Annotated in this window: 15 protein-coding genes and 1 pseudogene; 7 read left to right on the top strand and 9 right to left on the bottom strand. The window is 43.3% G+C overall.

All coding sequences use genetic code 11. From position 1 onward, the window contains the following. Window positions 1-18 precede the first annotated feature (18 nt). Together ACEN9X_RS28275 and ACEN9X_RS28270 are read left to right on the top strand one after the other, a co-directional pair. Window positions 19-2,283 (top strand): FG-GAP-like repeat-containing protein, encoded by a 2,265-nt coding sequence (locus ACEN9X_RS28275; RefSeq protein ID WP_413668322.1) that lies wholly within the window; start codon window positions 19-21, stop codon window positions 2,281-2,283. 163 nt (window positions 2,284-2,446) lie between these two features. After that, a complete protein-coding gene (locus ACEN9X_RS28270) occupies window positions 2,447-3,376 on the top strand; it encodes a rhodanese-like domain-containing protein (protein ID WP_413668321.1) in 930 nt (309 codons plus the stop codon). Between the two features lie 761 nt (window positions 3,377-4,137). Here ACEN9X_RS28270 and ACEN9X_RS28265 read toward each other — a convergent pair. The 5 genes from ACEN9X_RS28265 to ACEN9X_RS28245 form a co-directional block, all read right to left on the bottom strand. Continuing rightward, the gene (locus ACEN9X_RS28265) at window positions 4,138-6,543 is read right to left on the bottom strand and encodes an outer membrane beta-barrel protein (protein ID WP_413668320.1); all 2,406 of its coding nucleotides are present in this window, start codon (window positions 6,541-6,543) and stop codon (window positions 4,138-4,140) included. A gap of 254 nt (window positions 6,544-6,797) precedes the next feature. Then, window positions 6,798-7,616, bottom strand: coding sequence for a hypothetical protein (locus ACEN9X_RS28260; protein WP_413668319.1), 819 nt, complete (start codon window positions 7,614-7,616; stop codon window positions 6,798-6,800). A gap of 242 nt (window positions 7,617-7,858) precedes the next feature. Beyond that, a complete protein-coding gene (locus ACEN9X_RS28255; protein ID WP_413668318.1) occupies window positions 7,859-8,269 on the bottom strand; it encodes a VOC family protein in 411 nt (136 codons plus the stop codon). Between the two features lie 90 nt (window positions 8,270-8,359). Beyond that, a complete protein-coding gene (locus tag ACEN9X_RS28250; RefSeq protein WP_413668317.1) occupies window positions 8,360-8,938 on the bottom strand; it encodes a Crp/Fnr family transcriptional regulator in 579 nt (192 codons plus the stop codon). A 46-nt stretch (window positions 8,939-8,984) separates the two neighbouring features. After that, window positions 8,985-9,185 carry a hypothetical protein gene (locus tag ACEN9X_RS28245; protein ID WP_413668316.1) on the bottom strand — a complete coding sequence of 67 codons (201 nt, stop codon included), beginning with the start codon at window positions 9,183-9,185 and terminating at the stop codon, window positions 8,985-8,987. A gap of 29 nt (window positions 9,186-9,214) precedes the next feature. On the opposite strand from ACEN9X_RS28245, the gene ACEN9X_RS28240 reads away from it, so the two are divergent. Together ACEN9X_RS28240 and ACEN9X_RS28235 are read left to right on the top strand one after the other, a co-directional pair. Next, the gene (locus tag ACEN9X_RS28240) at window positions 9,215-10,606 is read left to right on the top strand and encodes an MATE family efflux transporter (protein WP_413668315.1); all 1,392 of its coding nucleotides are present in this window, start codon (window positions 9,215-9,217) and stop codon (window positions 10,604-10,606) included. Between the two features lie 45 nt (window positions 10,607-10,651). Beyond that, complete coding sequence (locus ACEN9X_RS28235) at window positions 10,652-11,026, top strand: DoxX family membrane protein (protein WP_413668314.1); 375 nt, start codon at window positions 10,652-10,654, stop codon at window positions 11,024-11,026. 337 nt (window positions 11,027-11,363) lie between these two features. On the opposite strand, the gene ACEN9X_RS28230 is transcribed toward ACEN9X_RS28235, so the two are convergent. After that, the gene (locus ACEN9X_RS28230; protein WP_413668313.1) at window positions 11,364-12,638 is read right to left on the bottom strand and encodes an alginate lyase family protein; all 1,275 of its coding nucleotides are present in this window, start codon (window positions 12,636-12,638) and stop codon (window positions 11,364-11,366) included. Between the two features lie 798 nt (window positions 12,639-13,436). Between ACEN9X_RS28230 and ACEN9X_RS28225 the strand changes: the two genes are divergently transcribed. Next, window positions 13,437-14,015 carry a hypothetical protein gene (locus ACEN9X_RS28225; RefSeq protein WP_413668312.1) on the top strand — a complete coding sequence of 193 codons (579 nt, stop codon included), beginning with the start codon at window positions 13,437-13,439 and terminating at the stop codon, window positions 14,013-14,015. Window positions 14,016-14,483: 468 nt separating this feature from the next. Here the strand turns inward: ACEN9X_RS28225 and ACEN9X_RS28220 are convergent, their stop codons facing one another. The 3 genes and pseudogenes from ACEN9X_RS28220 to ACEN9X_RS28210 form a co-directional block, all read right to left on the bottom strand. Continuing rightward, complete coding sequence (locus tag ACEN9X_RS28220) at window positions 14,484-16,631, bottom strand: outer membrane beta-barrel protein (RefSeq protein WP_413671165.1); 2,148 nt, start codon at window positions 16,629-16,631, stop codon at window positions 14,484-14,486. 153 nt (window positions 16,632-16,784) lie between these two features. Next, window positions 16,785-17,126, bottom strand: a pseudogene (locus ACEN9X_RS28215) (carboxypeptidase-like regulatory domain-containing protein); the annotation flags it as partial. 279 nt (window positions 17,127-17,405) lie between these two features. Then, window positions 17,406-18,089 carry a DUF5683 domain-containing protein gene (locus ACEN9X_RS28210; protein ID WP_413668311.1) on the bottom strand — a complete coding sequence of 228 codons (684 nt, stop codon included), beginning with the start codon at window positions 18,087-18,089 and terminating at the stop codon, window positions 17,406-17,408. Between the two features lie 537 nt (window positions 18,090-18,626). Between ACEN9X_RS28210 and ACEN9X_RS28205 the strand changes: the two genes are divergently transcribed. Next, window positions 18,627-18,821 carry a cold-shock protein gene (locus ACEN9X_RS28205; RefSeq protein WP_377022066.1) on the top strand — a complete coding sequence of 65 codons (195 nt, stop codon included), beginning with the start codon at window positions 18,627-18,629 and terminating at the stop codon, window positions 18,819-18,821. Between the two features lie 139 nt (window positions 18,822-18,960). Beyond that, window positions 18,961-19,272 (top strand): hypothetical protein, encoded by a 312-nt coding sequence (locus tag ACEN9X_RS28200; RefSeq protein ID WP_413668310.1) that lies wholly within the window; start codon window positions 18,961-18,963, stop codon window positions 19,270-19,272. Window positions 19,273-19,299: the final 27 nt, after the last annotated feature.

Genomic DNA, 19,299 nt, shown 5'->3' with positions numbered 1-19,299 from the left:
TCAATAATTACCAAAGAGATGTTAAAAAATATATTCATCGGCTTGAGTTTCCCCAGCAAAAAAATGCGGAGGAATATTTATACGGTCTTTTTTGTATTGATGCCCGCAATGGCATTGGTTTTATCATGTGGAGGATCATCGGAGCAAAAGATGATCAGGATCATAGCAAACCTGAACCAGGCGGATTACAGTAGCCGTAACCCGTTTTGTCCGGAAGCTAAGGTGGCGCAATGCGATAGCTTACTGAAGCAACCTGGCCGGGAAAACGATTTTTTTCTTTTAAATACCAAAGCTAAGCTGTTATTGGAAACGGGCGACGAAAAACAGGCAGTTGCCATCTACGAAAAAATGGTGAGTGGCGCCGACAGCTCAAAAGGCGATTTGTTTGAACCGGATATGGGCCTGGCCTACATGCGTTTGGGTGAACGGGCTAATTGTATGCTGAATCACAACCGGATGTCATGTACGTATCCTATAAGGGATAATGCAATTCACGTGAATCAAACCGGATCACGACATGCTATCGCAGTTTATGAACGAATTTTGAAAAAACATCCGGCCGACCTTGAATCGCGGTGGATGCTCAATATCGCTTACATGACATTGGGCCGCTACCCGGATAGTGTTCCTAAACCGTTTTTAATCCCCGGTCTGGACAAAGCGGGTACAGCAAAAATAAAACCTTTCACCGATATGGCTGCCGATGCGGGTATTAAGCTGAACAGCAGGGCAGGGGGTGCTATAGCAGACGATTTCAATAACGACGGTTATTTGGACATTGTAACCTCTGGAACGGAGCTCGATGACCACATGCATTATTTTCAAAATAACCAGGACGGAACATTTACCGACAAATCTGAAACGAGCGGATTGCAGAAGTTTACCGGAGGATTGAATATCCAGCAAACCGATTATAACAACGATGGCAGGATGGACATTTTTGTATTGCGTGGTGCCTGGAAAAAGAACGGTTTCGGCAATCAGCCGGCTTCATTATTGCGGAACAATGGCGATGGTACGTTTACGGATGTAACGATACCTGCGGGTTTGCTTTTTTATCACCCTACCCAGGCAGCCGTTTGGGCCGATTTTAATAACGATGGATGGCTCGATGTATTTGTAGGGACAGAGGGTTTTAATAACGGTGACAGCGTTAATATCCATAAGAGTATGCTGTACGTGAACAACTGTAACGGCACATTTACCGAGGTTAGTCATCAAGCTCATTGTGATATCATGTCATACGTAAAAGGGGCTACATCGGCAGATTTTAATCATGACGGATGGCCGGATATTTTTATTTCGACAATGGACGGGCGTAAGTATCTGTTAAAAAATAAAGGCACGATTGGGAATATCCCCGACTTTGAAGACGTTACAAAGCAATCGGGGATCCTTGCGAATACCAATAGTACCTTTACAACCTGGTTTTTTGATTACGATAATGATGGCTGGCAGGATATCCTGATTGCAGATTATAAATTCGATGCCCCGCTGGGCTACTATGCTGCAGCTGAAGCGCTTGGCAAGCCTGTACCTAACGCCGGAAATATCTACCTGTATAAAAATAACCACAATGGTACGTTCACGGACGTGTCCAAACAAACAGGTCTTGATAAGGTGGTGTTCAGTATGGGCGCAAACTTTGGCGACATTGATAATGATGGCTTTCCTGATCTTTATTTCGGTACAGGAAACCCGGATTTTGGCTCCCTTATACCAAACAAGATGTTTAGGAACGTTGAAGGAAAACAATTTGAAGACATAACAAGCATTTCCGGAACCGGCAACCTGCAAAAAGGCCACGGCGTAGCGTTTGCCGATTTCCGGAACCGTGGTTTACAGGATATCTTTATCGAAATGGGAGGCGCTTATGCAGGAGATGCCTACACCAGTGCCTTGTATGTAAACCCCGGTCAAAACAATAACAACTGGATAAACATCAAGGCATACGGCATAAAAAGCAATAAAGCCGCCATTGGCAGTCAATTAAAAATAACGTTTACTGATAACGGAGTTAAAAGAAGTGTTTACAGGGACCTTAACTCTGGTGGCAGTTTTGGATCATCACCTATACAAGCGGAAATAGGTGTGGGACATGCCGGCATTATCGAAGAGCTCGAGATTACATGGGCTGGCAGCCATACCGTTCAGCGGTTTCATAATTTGAAGATAAACCAGTTTTACCGCATTACAGAAGGAAACGGGAAGGCCGCTTCGGTTCAGTTAAAAAAACTTAATTTCAGTAATGTTGCGGCATTGTCGATGGCCATGAAGATGTGAAATGATTGTTCTGGAATGGTTTGAAATATTATTCAGTTTACCACAAGTTGTTTAATATTCACTTATTTCCAACCGTTCGTACTTTTGATGTCAAATAATGGCTAATCCGCAAAATCGGACTGATCAATAAAGTTAAGTGTCTTATCTTAGCTGCAACTTAAGTATGAATACATTAGTTGACTTAGTACAAACCTATGGGCTCTGGCTGGTATTCCTGATCACGCTTTTACAGAGCGTAGGGTTACCGTTGCCCGCATTTGCCGTGCTGATCGTAACTACAGCTGTTACCCCTCCAACCGAAGCGAATATCATCATACTAATTTTAACCGGATCATTAGGTACATTAACAGGAGACCTTGTATTATATTTTGCAGGGAAGAGATACGGAACGGGCATCCTTGGGAAGTTATGTAAAATTTCTATTTCACCGGATACCTGTGTTCGCAGCACCGGCGATATTTTTGAACGCTACGGCGCCCCCGCGTTAACTATTGTGAAATTTATTCCGGGGCTGTCGACGCTTGCGCCTGTTGTTGCCGGAGTTTATGCCATGCAAGTAACCTTGTTTGTATTGTTTTCGTCCATCGCAGCACTTATCTATCTCGGTGCGGCAGTAACATTGGGTGCAGTTTTTAGACATGAAGTTGGCGGCTTGATCTCAGCATTAAGCCATTACGGTAAGTTGGGAGGTTTATTCGTTGTTGTTTTATTCGGCTTATATCTTTTGTTTAAATGGCTTCGGCGCTATCGTCTTATCAGGCAGTTTGAAACGGATAGGGTAACTGTAAATGATTTGATTGAATTGCTGGATGGAGAATCGAACCCGGTGATACTTGATGCGCGTCCGATAGATCAGCGCACAAAAAATGGATTTATACCGGGCTCAGTCCCAATAGATGAAAATAGTTTTAATGATATTGCCGATCGGTATGCACAGCATAAAGAGATTGTTATTTACTGCTCGTGCCCGAATGAAATAACCGCAGCAAGATACGCAGATAAATTGCGCAAAGTTGGGCTGAAGCGCATCCGTCCCTTAGTGGGAGGGATTGATGCATGGGCTCAATCAGGCCAGCAGGTGATGTTTCTTTAAGGCTACTAAGTGTACACATCTTTAATGATTATTACTAATTGAAAAACGATGTCGAACGAACCATAGAGGGGATTTGTGTGTCGGCAGGTGAAGAGAAATCTTCTACGCCCTGCTTTTATCGTGTAAATTTGCATATCGTATAAGATTTCGTACCCTTGCCTTGCTGTTTCCCACCCTTCAATGGTTAGAAATGACATTTTCCCAGTTCGCGCTCGTTTGTAACCACAGGTGTTGGGAAGATGAAAGTTTCCTGGAAAAACAAAAAAAAGCCATGTCATTGCGAGCGCAGCGTGGCAATCTCGTAGCCAATGCATGTCCGATCTGCATAGCCAAGTCATTGCGAGTACTCATCAGGGAAATCCTGAAAAAAACCGTCATGACGTATAAAATATATTTTGGCGATGGTGCGCGTGGGCCGCGTTAGGGATGGGAGCGGATACCGGCCTTGTGGCTAAGGCCCGTGCAGTATGAGCGTACAGCCCGGGCCGCAGGCAACGCCAACTTTATAAAAACGATCGAAAAAAACACCATTAATAATCAATAACTTACAATTGCGTCATTATAAGGAGGAACGACGAAGCAATGACTTGGCTTTTTAAACAACAGTCCCAGCGATCCCTCATCTTCCCAACAGCTATGGTTTGTAACTGGTGCGTAACCTGGATTTGCGTTTATAACGCAATTGGCGATGCAATCGCTAAGCCATATTAAGTGCTCGTTGCAAACGAGCGCAAGATTAAGGAAACGCAATAACTCCTTCATTACCCGTTCCCCACCCGTTGCATTTCATCGGCAGCACCATTATCGCGCTTAGCCGTTTTGTAGCTCTTACCGAAGCGATAGGTAAACGCAAGCACTACTACGCGGCTATCGCGCTTAATCTTAAAATACTCGGTGGCGTTGGGGAACTGCGTTAAGCCTTCCATGGCATTGGTGTAAAATATATCGCGCATACTCAACTTCAGGTTAGCTTTCTTTTTAAATACCGACATGCCCAGCCCTGCCGAGAGCTGACCGGTAGGGTATAGCCGTTCCTGCACATCGTTACGGGCACGGGTGGTGTAAAAGCCAGATAGCTCGCCCGTAAAACGTTTGTTAATAGTGAACTGGTTGCTGGCGTTGAGGTTAAGCTGGTTAATATCTGATGTGTAATGATTGCCGTTAAAGCCGCTCAGTTTTTTGTAATTATACAGCGCCTGTGCGGTAAGCGTCCACCAGTTGGTGGGCGACGCCGTGATAGCTTCGGATACACCAATGATGTACGTGCGCCCCACATTACCTTGAGTATACAGCAGGATGCCCGCTTGTTCGGGATCACTCAAAAATATCTGCGAAAAGTAGTTGTTAATGTTGCTGTATGACAGCGTAGTGGTGAGCAGGTTTTTGTATTGATGGCTCAGCTCCAGGTTCCAGCTGTATTGTGGCAAAATATAAGGGTTGCCGGTTTGATAAGTGTACTTGTTGATGATGAAATAGAATGGATTAAGCGTTTGGTAAACCGGGCGGTCAATGCGACGGCTCAGGGTTAGGGTAAAATTATTGGCAGTATCAGCCTGGTAACTGAAATAGCCGCTGGGGAAAAAGCTGCCGTAGTTGCGTGAAAAGGCCGAATCTTTTTGAAGCACGTTGCCCAGTTGATGCGCATGATAATCGGTATGCTCGTAACGCAGGCCAACCTGGTAGCTAATTGCCTTGTGTTTCCGCTCCAACAGCGCATAAATCGCATGGATATTCTCGTTATACAGGAAATGGTTACTGCGGGTCAGGTCGTCGGCCCATTGGCCCGAGGTGAAGTTTTGATAATCTGCGGAGTTATCGGTACTGCTCCGTACCGATTTCCAGCCCAGTTGCCATTGGCCATCGTTTTCGGTTTTGAGTGTATAGTCGGCTTTGCCCGAGAGTATGGTGATGCCTGTGGGAATGCTGGCACGCGTAAGTTCGTTATAACCGCCGGTAGTTTGCAGGCGGTTGTTAAAATTCTGATCGCTGGTAATGTTGTAGTGCAGCCAGTCGGCATCAGCACTGATGTCCTGGGTTTTGCTGATGGCATGGCGAAAGCTCAGGCTCACCTGTCCGTTTTTAAACCGGCTGTTATTGGCGTTATCAGTAGCAATGACTGAATCTGCCGCGCCACTTGGGTTAAGCCAGCGTGCCGAAGCTGTGTTATTCCCCTCGCGGTGGATAATGGTTCCGCCAAGCACAATACCAACCGTGGTTTTGGACGAAACATCATAATCAATCCCCGCTTTGGCCGTATTATTCAGTAACGTGCCGGTAAAGTGCGACGGCTGATCCAGTGTTGAGGTGATTGCTCCGCCCGCGTCGGTGTATTTGCGCAGCGCGTACAGGTTGGTAAGATATTTTTGGCGGCTGATATTATAATTAAAGAAAGTGCTGACGCGTCCGTCGCGGTAATTCAGCGACAGTGTATTATTGGTTTTGAAGTAAACACCCTGCGCCACCGTGGCCGAAACCGATCCGTTAAAACCCTTTTGCCGGTTCTTTTTTGTTTTGATGTTGATGATACCCGCATTCCCGCTGGCATCATACCGTGCCGTGGGGTTGGCAATCAGCTCAATCTGCGCTACCTGGGTGGAACTCATACTGCTGAGCAGGTTATTGAGATCGGCGCCGGAAAGATAGGTAGGCTTGCCATCTATCATCACCAGCACCCCCGGCTTGCCTTGTAAAGAGATGCCGCCATTACGGTCAACCATCACACCAGGCGATTTCTCCAAAACTTCCAATACGGTAGCGCCCACATTGGTTACCGAGGCTTCTACGTTGACGATCAACTTTCCCTGCTTCACTTCCACAGGAGGTGTTTTTGCGGTGACGTTTACCTCTTTCAGTACGGTACTCAGGGGTTGCATGCGAATGGTATCCTGCTTTATATGCCCGGCAATAGTATAGCTGCGGGTAGTTTGGGGCTGATAACCGGTATAAGATACCGAGAAACTGAATGTTCCCTGCGGGATGTTCCGGAACATGGCCTGGCCGCGGGCATTGCTTATACCCGCGCTTACCTGCCGGTTATCCTGTATCAGTTTAACGGTGGCACCATCGGCGGGCTGGGCATTTTCTTTAACAACTATCAATGTAAACTGCTGAGCAAAGCCGCCCATGGGTAACAGGGCCAATAAAGAGAGTAAAAGTGTACGGGTCATTCAGTCAATCCTAATAATCCCGTAATATAATCAGACTGGCGTTGATGTTTGCAGTTTAAGGTGCGAAAATATGGGTGAAAATCACTTTTTTACCTCGCTATCCAGGTTGACGGGCGCGCCTGCTTTTATAGCGGGGAGTTCTGTTGCGCTCTCCCGAATCCATTTAATGAAAGGCACGGGTAAGCCACGTTCTTTGCCGGCACTACATCTCCACACCTGTTTTGGAACTGACCAATACCCAACACATGACAAATCTATTTACATAACGAACTCAACTTCATTAAAACGCTTCCGTCAATAATTTCTGTCGCTACCTTGCCATTGGTGTAAGTATAGGTAAAAGTATGATTGCTGGTATCCGTTTTTGCGCTATATGTATTATAGGTGTAGAAATGCTGAACGCCAACGTTATGCTTAGAGAATGGATTGAAATAATTGAAGATATCATAGGCCCAGTCGTAGGGCATCCTGTAGTTTACGTTGGGCTTATCGTCGTAATTACCGTAGCGCGCTTTTACATTGCCGTATTGGTCGGTAAGCTCGGTTAAATTGTCGTTGTCGTCGTATACCAAATTATCAATATAGTTGCCATCGGTTTGCAGGGAGGTATTGTCTGAATATTGAGCGTAGCTGGCAAGCCGCCCTTTGGAGTCGTAAGTGTAGGCGCTGTGTACTATAAGTTTATTACCCAGGTAATACCGGCTGACGCTCATCAACGTATCGTTATAATCATACTCGTTACGGGTGTAATAATTGGCGAAAGTGTTGTTGCCCAGCGCCATCCACGACTTCACCACATGCCCATGATCGTAGGCAAAAGTATCGCTCCAGGCAACGGCACCGCCGCTGGTAACCACATGTCTTATCAGTTGGTGCTGGCTGTTGTAATAGTAATAATTGGCATAAGCCGCCTCCCGGAAGCTCATGTTCGAGTCTATCGTCATATAATCATAACAGGCGGGACCTGCCTGTTTTTTGGCCGCATCTTTTTTACAGCCTGAAAACAATATTGAAACCCCAAAAAATAGCATCACGAATGGGATTATCAGTCGGGCAATGACAGGTTTAATCATATGGTTTAGTGAGTATTTGATATGAAGATAGGAAATATTTGCTGAAGGTGGAAGTTTTGATGGTTGGTCCGTTTGTAAGAAGTGATAAGAAAATAAATTACAGTGATCCGGAATTATAACTGCGGGCTCAAAATTGCGCCTGCAGTCCAGCGGCATCATATGTCGGGGAATATAATGCATTGGCTTCAGGTTACCCTCCGTGATAAAAATTTAACCACAGAGGGTAAAAACAGCATTCAGCCTCAACTAAAATCCGGCATATTGGTTGTGTCCATATAAACAATTTCCCATTGATGGCCGTCCGGGTCGGCAAAGCTGTGCTGATACATCCAGCCGTGGTCTTGCGGGTCGGCATAAATGGAGCCCCCAAGTTCGGTTGCTTTTGCTATGGTTTGTTGTACTTCCTCACGGGAGGTTGCATCCAGGGCCAGCAATACTTCAGTTGCCCGGTGTGCATCGCTTACCTCTTTTTTAGTAAAAGTTTTAAAATAGCTTTCTACCAGCATCATTACATAAATGTGCTCGCTTACCACCATGCAGGCTGCTTTGTCATCGCTAAATTGCGGATTAAAGCTATAGCCAAGTCCGCTGAAAAAAGTTTTTGACCTGTCCAGGTCTTTAACAGGGAGGTTGATGAAAATTTTTGTTGCCATGATTTTAATTTTTTTATTGTTGTTGATGGCACAAAGTTGCACTACCCGTTTTTTAGAAAAATTTACATATGTTGAGAAAAGCGAAAAATTTCACTTATTCGCAAAAAATATCCGGCTCAGCTGCGTGGGGGTGATGCCGAGATAAGCGGCGATGTGTTGTTTCTTTAGCCGTTTTACTAAACCAGGATATTTGCGGAGAAAATTATCGTAATTGGTTTTTGCCGATTCATACCGCAGTGATACCTCATAAGGTTCCTTTTCCACTATCCAATGCTGTTCCATGTAGCGGATATAAAAGGCTGCGATATCGGGATAAATGGCAACCAATTTTTTAAACTCTATAAAATTATATTCAAGCACATCGGTATCTTCCAGCGCTTTGATGGTAAAATTACTCGGCGACTGTGTGAGCGTAGCAGTCATTGAGCCGGCAATACGGTTTTCGGGGAAGAAATATTTAATCACCATATCGCCGTTTTCGGCAGCATAATATTGATACATTAAGCCATTTACAATAAAGGCCACCTTTTTAGGTGTCTGGCCTTCTGTAACAAAATAGTCGCCCTTATTATAGGTATTTTCACGGAGCAAAGCAGCCCATGCAGCTTCGGCCTGCGGCGAGAGCTGCGCATAAGTTTTTATTTTTCGGAAGAAAATATCATTGCTCATTGGCTAAAGATAAGTAACTTACCTTATTTACAAGATAATACTATTATTAACCGACGCTGATACCCGCGCCGGTTTGAGGTTGTGCGCGAAGCAGACGTGCTGCGGAAATAATCTTGTCGCGAAATACCCCCGGGATTGTCGCTTTTGCACGCTGCGAAATACCGGCATGCATCACATCTTTGTATCGTTGATTAAGTTTATGATCAATGAGGATCGTGTTACGAAAAACAACAAAGTAAACCGGCAACCGTACAAAATTTAAATAAGCAAATAACGATGAGTACATTACAGATCACAAGCTCGAAACTATGGAACGCCATTAAGCTTTCCCTTAATGGCGAGCAACAGGATTATACGCAAGGCAGTATTCCGAAAGCCATCTTTTTACTAGCTATTCCAATGATCCTGGAGTTAAGCCTGGAAAGCGTTTTTGCGGTAGTGGATATGTTTTTTGTAAGTAAACTCGGGCAAAACGCTATAGCCACGGTAGGCTTAACAGAGTCGGTGATTACCATTGTTTATTCCATCGCCATCGGCTTAAGCACCGCTGCAACAGCAATCGTAGCGCGGAGGATAGGCGAAAAGAAACCTGAAGCCGCGGCCCATGCCGGCGCCCAGTCGCTGGTAATTTGCCTGATCACCACTATCCTGGTTAGCTTGGCTGGAGTTTTATATGCACCGGAAATCTTAAAGTTGATGGGGGCAAGCGAAGAAGTGGTGAGGGACGGCGCTGTTTTTACGCGGATCATGCTGGGCAGCAGCCTTGTGATTATCCTGTTGTTTCTGATCAACGGAATTTTTCGGGGTGCGGGTGATGCCGCTATGGCGATGAAAAGTCTTTGGATCGCAAGCGCTATCAACATTATTCTTTGCCCTGTTTTTATTCACTTTTTCGGGTTAAAAGGCGCTGCCATGGCCACCGTCATCGGAAGGAGCTGCGGAGTAACTTTCCAGGTGTACCACCTGTTTAAAGGCAGCGGTATTTTGAAGTTCCGTTGGGCTCACTTTAATTGGGATCCGGCGATTGTAAAAACCATCATCACTGTTGCCTGGCCTGCAACTTTTCAATTTATCATTGCAAGTGGCAGCTGGATCATCCTTACAAGGTTGGTTGCGGAAACCGGTGGTACAGCAGCCTCGGCCGGCTACCAGATTGCCTTCCGGAATTTCGTTTTCTTTATTTTACCCTGCTGGGGATTAAGCAATGCTGCTGCAACCCTGGTTGGGCAAAACTTAGGTGCAGGCCGTGTTGACAGGGCAGCGCAAAGTGTGCTGCTTACAGCGCGTTATAATGCCATATTAATGAGTTTCGTGATGCTGTTGTTCCTGTTCTTCGCCCGGCCCATCATCAGCGTATTTACAACCGAGCCCGTTATTTTGAACTACGGGAGTACGGCGCTCCGGATCATCGGTTCGGGATTTATATTTTATGCCATCGCCATGGTTATGAGCCAGGCCTTAAACGGGGCCGGGGATACCAAAACGCCTACCTGGATCAATTTCGGTTGCTTCTGGCTTTTCCAGGTGCCTTTAGCTTATTTACTCGCCAAAGGCTTCGGTATGCACTCGGCAGGTGCAATTACAGCAGTGCCGGCTGCCGAAGCGCTTTTAGCCTTGGTTTCCTGGTATTATTTCAAAAAAGGGAACTGGAAAAAAGTGAAGGTGTAAAGCTGCCGTTATTAACTTGAAAAAAACAATTAAACCACATAAATCATGAAAAAGACAATCCTGTTCATTGTATGCCTGTTATTCGGGCTGATGTTTATTAATGCCGGCCTCAACAAGTTTTTTAATTACATGCCCGTACCTAAAGACATGCCGAAAAATGCCGTGGCTATGTTCGGCGCTATTATGCAGATCAAATGGCTGATGCCACTTATCGGCATTGCCGAGATCACCGGGGGGATCCTGGTGATTATTCCCCGTTCCAGGGCTTTAGGGGCGGTGATCCTTTTCCCCGTAATGGTTGGCATTTTGTTAACCGTTATTTCTTTATCGTCCGGATTACCGATGGTGCTCGTGCTCTGGGCGGTACTGATCTGGGTGATCATCGAAAACAGGGAGAAATATCTTCCTATGGTGCGGTAATGGGTGGCTTGTACACAGGTGTTCGGAAGATGAAATTATCTCAGTTTTTTTAAAAAAAATATGTCATTGCGAGCGTAGCGCGGCAATCTCTTAGCCAATGCATGTCCGCCCTGTGTAGCTACGGGATTGCCGCGTCGCCCCAGGTGCTTTTACCAATGCCGCTCCTCACAGCAATGATAGGCTTTTTTAATCAGCATTTTCAACCGATCTTCATCTTCCGAATACCTGTGGTAATCTATACTGCAATCAGTGTTCCGCCGGTTAGCCGGTTTTATTAATAAGCACGGGCTTCGTTGGCGTTTAACGAAGCCCCTGCCTGTTGATCTGTTTTGTTTGTTTACCGTGAGAAGGTCAATGTGCCAAAGCCCAATTGATCATAGCCGCCGCTGTTACCTCCGTAATCGCCGCCACCGCCTTCGGGGCGCACTTTGGTTGCAAACTGGGTGGTATAATTAGCTGTTTTACCCTTTACTTTAACGTAGTAGTTATACACCAGTTCCCAGCCCGGGCGAATATTGCCGCGGCCTCCGCTTGAAATAACGGTTTGGTTGGAGTTTTCACAGTTATTATAAGTGGTATACGGAACCGTGTTGGTTGTATTGATATTGTAAGCAGCGATATATTCGCTTACCCCCAAAAGCGGCGGGTTAATATGGTTCCAGGGGTTATAGTCGAAAAAGTTTTGGCCCTGGTTATATAACATCTGGCAAAAAGTGCCAAAGAGGGGGACTTCCATCGTGGCGTGCCCCTGGTCTCTTCCGGCTTCCTGCGCCTGGTCCATTCCGTTGGGATAGGTAGCCGTGGTTACACGCCCTATATACGCGGTACCAACACCACTGTGCTGGTAATAATTGATGGCGTAATTAACTTTGCTGATATCATCACAAAGAATGCCAATGGCCAGCACTGTACAAAGGTTCGACATATCCCAGTTTAGCCAGTAATGTGTTCCGCAGGTATTGTTATGCCTCGCCAGGAAATCGCTTGATACGGGGTAATACACATTAAGCATAAAGTTTTTAAAGGCGGTAAAATCAGATGCCGACCAGCCGCTGTAGCCCCGCATGATTTCGGCCGCGTTGGCCCATTGGTAGCCCTGCAGCCCCGCCGCAAGCTGTTTGTTACTGTCGCCGTCGATGAATTTGCATTTAGCGGCCCATGCATTCATAATAGCTACCGCGTTATTGCCGCAGGCGGTATCGCCCTTAATTTTCCAGCGTAATGCATTTTGATAAGCCGCCGCAGCGTCCTGGCAGGCCAGTATGTAATTTTCGGCCTTGCCGCTTGCCGCCTTGCCGCGTACAATAGTATCTACCGGCCGGGGAACATAGGTAGGGGATGAGTGGCCATTAGCAACAAGCCTGTTCCAGCCATCGAGCCAGGGCTGTGCCCCGGCATTTACTTTGGCCGTCATACGGGCAAAATCCGCTGCCGAATGCAGCATCCCCGGGTGAACAATGGTTGTTACGCTGCCCAACGAATTTGAGGTTAAATTTTTGCCGGCAACACTGTCTTTTCCGGGAACTGTTACGCCCTTAACAGATACAGGTTTGCTGCACCCGCAAAGTAAGGCCGCAACACAAAGGGCAAATTGAATTGATTTACTTTTCATTTTTTTGTTTATAGGTAAAATTTGTGGACAATATTACAAATAGCATATCAGACGGTTTAGTTACAATTCTTAACCAGTCTTCTTTTGTGAGACAACTTTGGAGGTTGTTTATACTCATTGAAAAGGAATAACCTTTTTGGAAGGGCTATGTGTACAGGCTTTTGCTGTGGGTTTTCAATGAAAATGAGATTCGGGATATGTCTGTTAGCGTGGGGGCATGATTAAAACATCACGATAAAATAAACTGATGACGCAAGCTGGGTATTTGCGGTGTCAATCAGTAATTAGTTTTGGTACAATTGTATCGTCTTAAAATAGGTTTAGGGGGTTAAAAGTCATTAGTATGCTATCCTCTTTGTCGGCGCTTTATACTCGCGACAGTTTGGGGAACGGGCATTTCTTGGTTCGATAACGACAGAAGATTATGCAGAAATTACAAACTCTTGTTACAAAATATAGTCAACCCGTTTCTATACAATTTAAACAAGCTATTAAAATAATTCATCTTTAATTTAATATTTATACCCTGCATATTTATTTTAATTGAATGAAAATAAAAGATTCTTATTTAAAACAAAAAAAATAGAAATAATCTTAAATATATACCGTTATATTTCGATAAATACACTTATTTTTCTTAATAATTATCCAATTTTGAATTGTTATGAAAAAAAATTAAATTAATATTGCGAGTATAAAACCAAGATGTTATCTTGGTTGTAATATATATCAATACATATTATGAAAAACCTTATTGCAATTTGTTGCCTGGCGACGGCTCTGTTCGCTGGTCAAATCGTGAGCGCCCAAAGCGCCAAGACAGCCTCACCCGCAAAATTATTACCTCCTCCTCCCCCTCCAGATGATCCGGGAAGCGGTGGTGGCGGTGGCGGTCCACTTCCACCAAATGGCGGTTTAGTGAGTTACACCGCAGATCTTACACAATACGGATCTTTGAACCCAGACGGTGTTATTGGTTTAATTGAACAGAATGGACCATCTTACCACACTCCGTATTCGGCTTTAGGCACACATTCAGGGCAAGCCAATAACATAGATATCTATCACTTGTTTCCTACATGGCCAAACAGTGCCCTGGGCGGCGGCGGGGCTTTCAACGACAGGGCACGTTCCGCACTTTTCTACGGAAAACAGGCTGGTTTACATTATGAACTGTACGATAGCCCCGATGCAAGCAAAAGCGACGACTGGGTGGAAATTACCGTTAAAAAAGACATACCGGCTGGTTTGGCATATTATGTTTGGACGTTTGAGTCAAGCTTTTATGATGACTATGTGTCTGTAACCTATCATGCAAACAACGGATTAGACGGCAAAGTATCTTTTATAAAGATAACTCCGGTAGCAGTAAATTAGCTATAGGATTTTAAATGCAATAAAAGGTATAGAAATCATTTCTATACCTTTTATTGCATTTACCAAAATATCGCATCATTTAATTATGGAAACCCGTTTAGAAAGACGGCTACGTAAAACATTCTTTGGATTAACACATAATTGAATATCTTATATGCTAAATGGCATTTCCTGCATAACTCCGTTTTAAAGAATCATGTAATATGATCATAAATCTGCCGGGGGCTGCCAATAGCTAATATTTAAAATTCCTATTCAGAACCTAACGATGTAAGTATAAGTCGTTTTTCAATAAACCAGCCACACGCCTAAACTTTGCCTGGAAGCCATGCAATAGCAGGAATTACGGGCATATAAAATTACCACAATAAATAAAGCTTAATTACAACTACCGCTGGCTGGGCCTGACTATAGCCCGATAATAATATATATCATATTAGGTAAATGTGTCTACATATGATGAGCAATCTATTTTCCTGGGAATCTGCTCATTCTAAAACCTGCGCTAAGGGTAAAATAGCGTGTAACATACATCGAGCGATTATTGAAAATAGTATTGCCCGAAATAGTTTGGCTTATCCTGCTTGATTTATCAAAAATGTCAGATGCGAGGAATTTTACCACTAAATTATTTTTAAAGAATGTTTGGCTGACGCTACCATTGACAACAAATGGATTGGTATTTCCTATGTTTGAATACCCGCTTGAGATACTTTTTTTAGCGTCAATTGCTAATGTATTATTTTTGAAAATATAAAGACGTTCGCTAAAGTAGAAGCTCCATTGTTCGATAGTGTTTTTCAGTCCCTTACCGATAATATATTGATTACCTGATATTGCATAGTTTATACCTGCTTCAGTTTCCATCTTTTTTCTACGGAAACTTGTCTTCCACGCCTGTAAGAAATTCGTCGAATGGTTAAACGTTCGCTGATTATCTACAAATACAACCTGCCTTGAAAAATTAGCATTTCCGGTAAACGTCATTTTCAGAACAAAATTGGTTGACAAATTTATCTGCATGGAATAATTATAGTTTCCTCTTAAATTAAGCCCTCCGTTAGCGTTAACATAGCTCGTTATCTGTTTGTAGGAATTCAGGGTGTCGCGAATGATTGTCGTATTGCTTACGATTTCGTTTTGTGTGAATGATCCGACCAATGTAAATGTTAGCATTTGTTTGGAACGGATGCCATAATGCCTGAAATTTAATTCTCCCTGGTGATTGAAAGATGGCTTCAGGTCCGGATTCCCAATAATGATATTTTGAATATTTGACGCATCCGTTACAGGTTGTAACTGGTCAATCGAAGGCGACTCGCTGGATCCCGCATATTTCAGATCGAAGCTATCATGCTTATTGGGGTTATAAGTAAATGATAATATCGGCGCATAATTATATACTGAACGACCAATATTGCCAATACGTCCCTGGTATATTCCAGATATAGCATTTCGTTGAAAACTCATCCCACCTGCAATGGTGAATTTATCACTTTCAAATTGTTCTCTCAGGTCAATCTTATGATTGATATTAAAGTTATGGACAGCTCCGCTCAACGAGTCGATAAGACGTCCGCCTTTGTCAGGCCCGATATCCTGAAAGGTAAATAACCTTGAACTTTGATTGGTTTTTGAAAATTCGTAAACTGCTGAAAAAAAACTTTTCTTCCCTGTTGGCTGCAAATAAGAAAGATCAGCGTCAACACCAGTACGTTTTAAATGACTTTGTGTAACGCTATTAAAAATCGAATCACTGGCAATGCCACCTATCGACTGATAATAACCTATCAACCGATTTGTTTGATGCTCATCCGTCGAATTTTCCTGGAAATAATGAGTATTCAATGTTAATACGCGCCCATGTTTATCAAGCCTTTTGCCAATTGAGAATTCTGCGCTTGCTGACGGGTTTCGACGAAAACCTGTGATATTTGATCGTAGGTCCTGATGCAACAAGCCGGATTGTTGTGAGAAGCTACCTGAGCTGTCAGTATTTTTTGCGGTTTTTATATTCCCTTCTATTTTTATAAAGGTTTGCTTGTCCGGTTCATATCTGGAATTAAATGAAAACGTATGATTATCCCCCCGGGAAGCGGATTGATTGTCCATTATATTTTTGATTAATCCTGATGAGGTGATTGTTTCTGAATAAGATTGATTGGTCGCCCCTGCCCTGGAGGAGTTGTAACTATATGAGCTTCCAAATTTAAAATGATCACTTAAGCGGTCTGCATAGGTAACGCCTGCTCTGTTATAAATATTTGAACCGATAACATCTTTAGCTGTTTTCAAGTCGGCTGTTGCCGAAATTTGTTTTGCGCCACTCCAAATATTTCCGGAGCCAGCTACACCCGCAAGCTTATTGCTACCCGCTAAAGCATCAATGTTTCCAAAAATACCCTTATTCATCCCCGGTTTGGTAACCAGGTTTATAGTTCTTATTGAAGAATTTGTTTTGATGCCTGAAAATGAAGCATCCTGGCCAAAATCATTTAATATCTGGACCTTATCAAATATACGTGTCGGTAGTTTTTGTATAAATTCCCTTACGTTACCAGTAAAGAAATCCTGCCCGTCAACGCGCAGGTTCGTCACTGGCTTACCTTCGCTCATCAGATTACCATCGGCATCTATTTCCAGCCCGGGCAATCTCCTGAGCAGGCTTTCGATGAGTTCTTCGTTATCTCCCCTGAAATAATCAACGTCATATTCCGTAGTGTCACGTTTAAAAATCACAGGAGTTGTATGGCTCCTCACGATCACCTCCGCCAACTTATGTGTATTGGTCCTCAGCCTGATATCAAGTTCAGTAACAGTTTTCAGGCTATCTGACAACATGATGGTACCTTTATACTCATAGTAACCGGTATAGCTGATTTTCAGTATATAGTTTCCTTTTGATCGCTCCCTAAAAACGAATTCTCCCAAATCATTACTTACTGATTTTGAAGTATCTCTCCCACTGATCAGGGATATGTTTGCGCCACTTAACGGCGTAAGGGCCGAGTCAAGAATTCTACCCCTGAGCACCTGGTTGTTTTGAGCCTTTACAACATGTGAAAATATAAGCGTTAAAAAAAGGGAAATTTTCAGATATCTAAGAATCATTGTCCATAATCAAGTCGGTCCATAAAAAGTGGCGGTCTACAATGAAACTTAGTTGGTAGAAATGATCGTTAAATGTTTTGGATTGAAAAGGAAAAGTAAATTCAAAGGGCAGGAAATAATTTCAAGTAGGGTTTTCATTTATGATTCGGTTTAGTTATTTTTAAAATAAGCAAAAAAATATAATTAATACAAGGATCTTTGTTTATTATGGGAATTCATAATAAAGGTACTGTTTCCTATACTTTCGAGGGGGTATCAAAGCTTTTCAAGAGATTTATATCAAAAGCTACAGGTTATTTTGATACCTGGAATATATTTGAAGCTCACATCTTGTGCATATGCCTGTTGATTTATAACGCCGGGAGTTGCTCTTAATGATAGATTATTATCGACTGAATAAGAATGCAGAAATTTCGCATCAATGTAAGCATCAATTGCCTGGATGCCCCAAACTGCCAGAAAACCCATTATACTCAAATCCCTGTTTCTTCTTGAATTCTCCCGTACATCGCTCAATCGGGCATCAGAAACCTGATAATCTCTAAAAAGAATATATTTGTCGTAATAGGGGGCACCAGGGCTTGGCGGATCACCCTGACGGTATCGGGATATAGTGAGATATTCTTTGTATTGATGCTGATTGTAGATTATTGCCGAGGTCAGAAGTCCCAAGCCTCCGTAAATCAAAGGTACTTTCCACCATCTATGGTTATATACTTGCCCCCAGCCAGGGATCATCAAGGAACGCATAACGGCCTTGTGCGGAATATGGGAACTATCCGGATGATATATTTTCTCCCTTAACGGATCAATTTTGGGTGCAAAAGAACCGGATAATGATCGGCCAGGCAACTTTTTTTTTGTGGTATCTATTCTGCCGGTTTCAGTTTTATCGAAGATTTGAGCATGGGCGATAGGTGACAAAAAACTTATCAGGATAAAAAACAGGAAAAATTTTGGCATAGGGATGATCTGTGATTTTGAAGTAAGGTTCAGTTTTCCGATTGATGTCTTAATGTGGCATAACTCTGTGACGATGCTTATTAACAATGTAATTATAACTTATAATATTGACATTTATTATTTTTATTAAAAAATGATAAAAACTTTTAAAACATGACTATTGCGGTAGTGGAATAAAGCGAGAAAGCGTTTATCAAGCCGTACAGTTTTAAAAATGAAAATCAAGAGTACTTAGCCAAATCCCCGGCTCTGTATACCTCTCGCCGCTTAAAGCTATGTACACTGCCTTCAGGCTGCCGCTTGCGGAAGCGTTGGTATTGACAGCCCCCTAACTGGCGCGAGGTATGCGTCGCCGGATATTCTGGGCAGCGTACTCGTGACGTTTTGAAAGTTGAAAGTCACGGGTAGGCCACGCTCTTGGCAGGTGCGTAGCATACCCGCCAGCTGTGATGAATTTAATTTTTTGTTAATAAATTTAAATTTTAGATAAAATAACGAATTTTATTTGTACCTTGGCTACTTATTAAAAAAGATATAATGCAAAAAGAAGGTACCGTGAAATTCTTTAATGCCGCAAAAGGCTTTGGATTCATTTCACAAAATGACAACAGGAGCGAAATTTTCGTTCACGCTACAGGTTTAATTGATGAGATCCGTGATAATGATCAGGTATCTTACGATGTAGAAGAGGGCCGTAAGGGTCTTAATGCCATCAATGTTAAAGTAATCTAATCATCAAATATCACATTGGTAAAAGCATCCGGCCCTAAAGCCGGATGCTTTTTATTTACACATCCCGGAACCAGGCGAAAAAAAGCACCGGGCTAATAGAAAATGCGGTCATTAATAACGAATAACAAAAAGAAGTAAAATGCAGGTAGTTATCAGTAAAGAAGTAAAAGAATACCTTTTCGACCTTAGGAATATCGCAGCTGAAAACGGTTTTAAATCCGAAAAGCCATGGCAGGTCAAATTGGCCAGCCAGGCTGATAAAAATTCAATTGAAAAGCAGTATCATGCCAGCGTTTCTGTTAAAGCGGGTGCCGAAAAACTTGCTTCCATGCTGGCGCAGGTAGAGGCCGAACTAATGTTGCCGGCCACAGCATCCCTTAGCCTCAAAGATATTCGGCTTAATGAATTACAATACCTGGTTGCCTATAACCCGCTGCAGGAAAGGCGATAATACTTGGTAATCGTTCTTTCGGTAACC

Source organism: Mucilaginibacter sp. Mucisp86, assembly GCF_047324315.1.
Lineage (GTDB): Bacteria > Bacteroidota > Bacteroidia > Sphingobacteriales > Sphingobacteriaceae > Mucilaginibacter.
Note: the sequence above shows the minus strand (reverse complement) of the source record. Positions and strands in the feature narration are given on the sequence as shown.

Coding starts and splice junctions, on each gene's coding strand:
- ACEN9X_RS28275 (WP_413668322.1), top strand. CDS start 19: ATGTTAAAAAATATATTCATCGGCTTGAGTTTCCCCAGCAAAAAAATG.
- ACEN9X_RS28270 (WP_413668321.1), top strand. CDS start 2,447: ATGAATACATTAGTTGACTTAGTACAAACCTATGGGCTCTGGCTGGTA.
- ACEN9X_RS28265 (WP_413668320.1), bottom strand. CDS start 6,543: ATGACCCGTACACTTTTACTCTCTTTATTGGCCCTGTTACCCATGGGC.
- ACEN9X_RS28260 (WP_413668319.1), bottom strand. CDS start 7,616: ATGATTAAACCTGTCATTGCCCGACTGATAATCCCATTCGTGATGCTA.
- ACEN9X_RS28255 (WP_413668318.1), bottom strand. CDS start 8,269: ATGGCAACAAAAATTTTCATCAACCTCCCTGTTAAAGACCTGGACAGG.
- ACEN9X_RS28250 (WP_413668317.1), bottom strand. CDS start 8,938: ATGAGCAATGATATTTTCTTCCGAAAAATAAAAACTTATGCGCAGCTC.
- ACEN9X_RS28240 (WP_413668315.1), top strand. CDS start 9,215: ATGAGTACATTACAGATCACAAGCTCGAAACTATGGAACGCCATTAAG.
- ACEN9X_RS28235 (WP_413668314.1), top strand. CDS start 10,652: ATGAAAAAGACAATCCTGTTCATTGTATGCCTGTTATTCGGGCTGATG.
- ACEN9X_RS28230 (WP_413668313.1), bottom strand. CDS start 12,638: ATGAAAAGTAAATCAATTCAATTTGCCCTTTGTGTTGCGGCCTTACTT.
- ACEN9X_RS28220 (WP_413671165.1), bottom strand. CDS start 16,631: ATGAGCGAAGGTAAGCCAGTGACGAACCTGCGCGTTGACGGGCAGGAT.
- ACEN9X_RS28210 (WP_413668311.1), bottom strand. CDS start 18,089: ATGCCAAAATTTTTCCTGTTTTTTATCCTGATAAGTTTTTTGTCACCT.
- ACEN9X_RS28205 (WP_377022066.1), top strand. CDS start 18,627: ATGCAAAAAGAAGGTACCGTGAAATTCTTTAATGCCGCAAAAGGCTTT.
- ACEN9X_RS28200 (WP_413668310.1), top strand. CDS start 18,961: ATGCAGGTAGTTATCAGTAAAGAAGTAAAAGAATACCTTTTCGACCTT.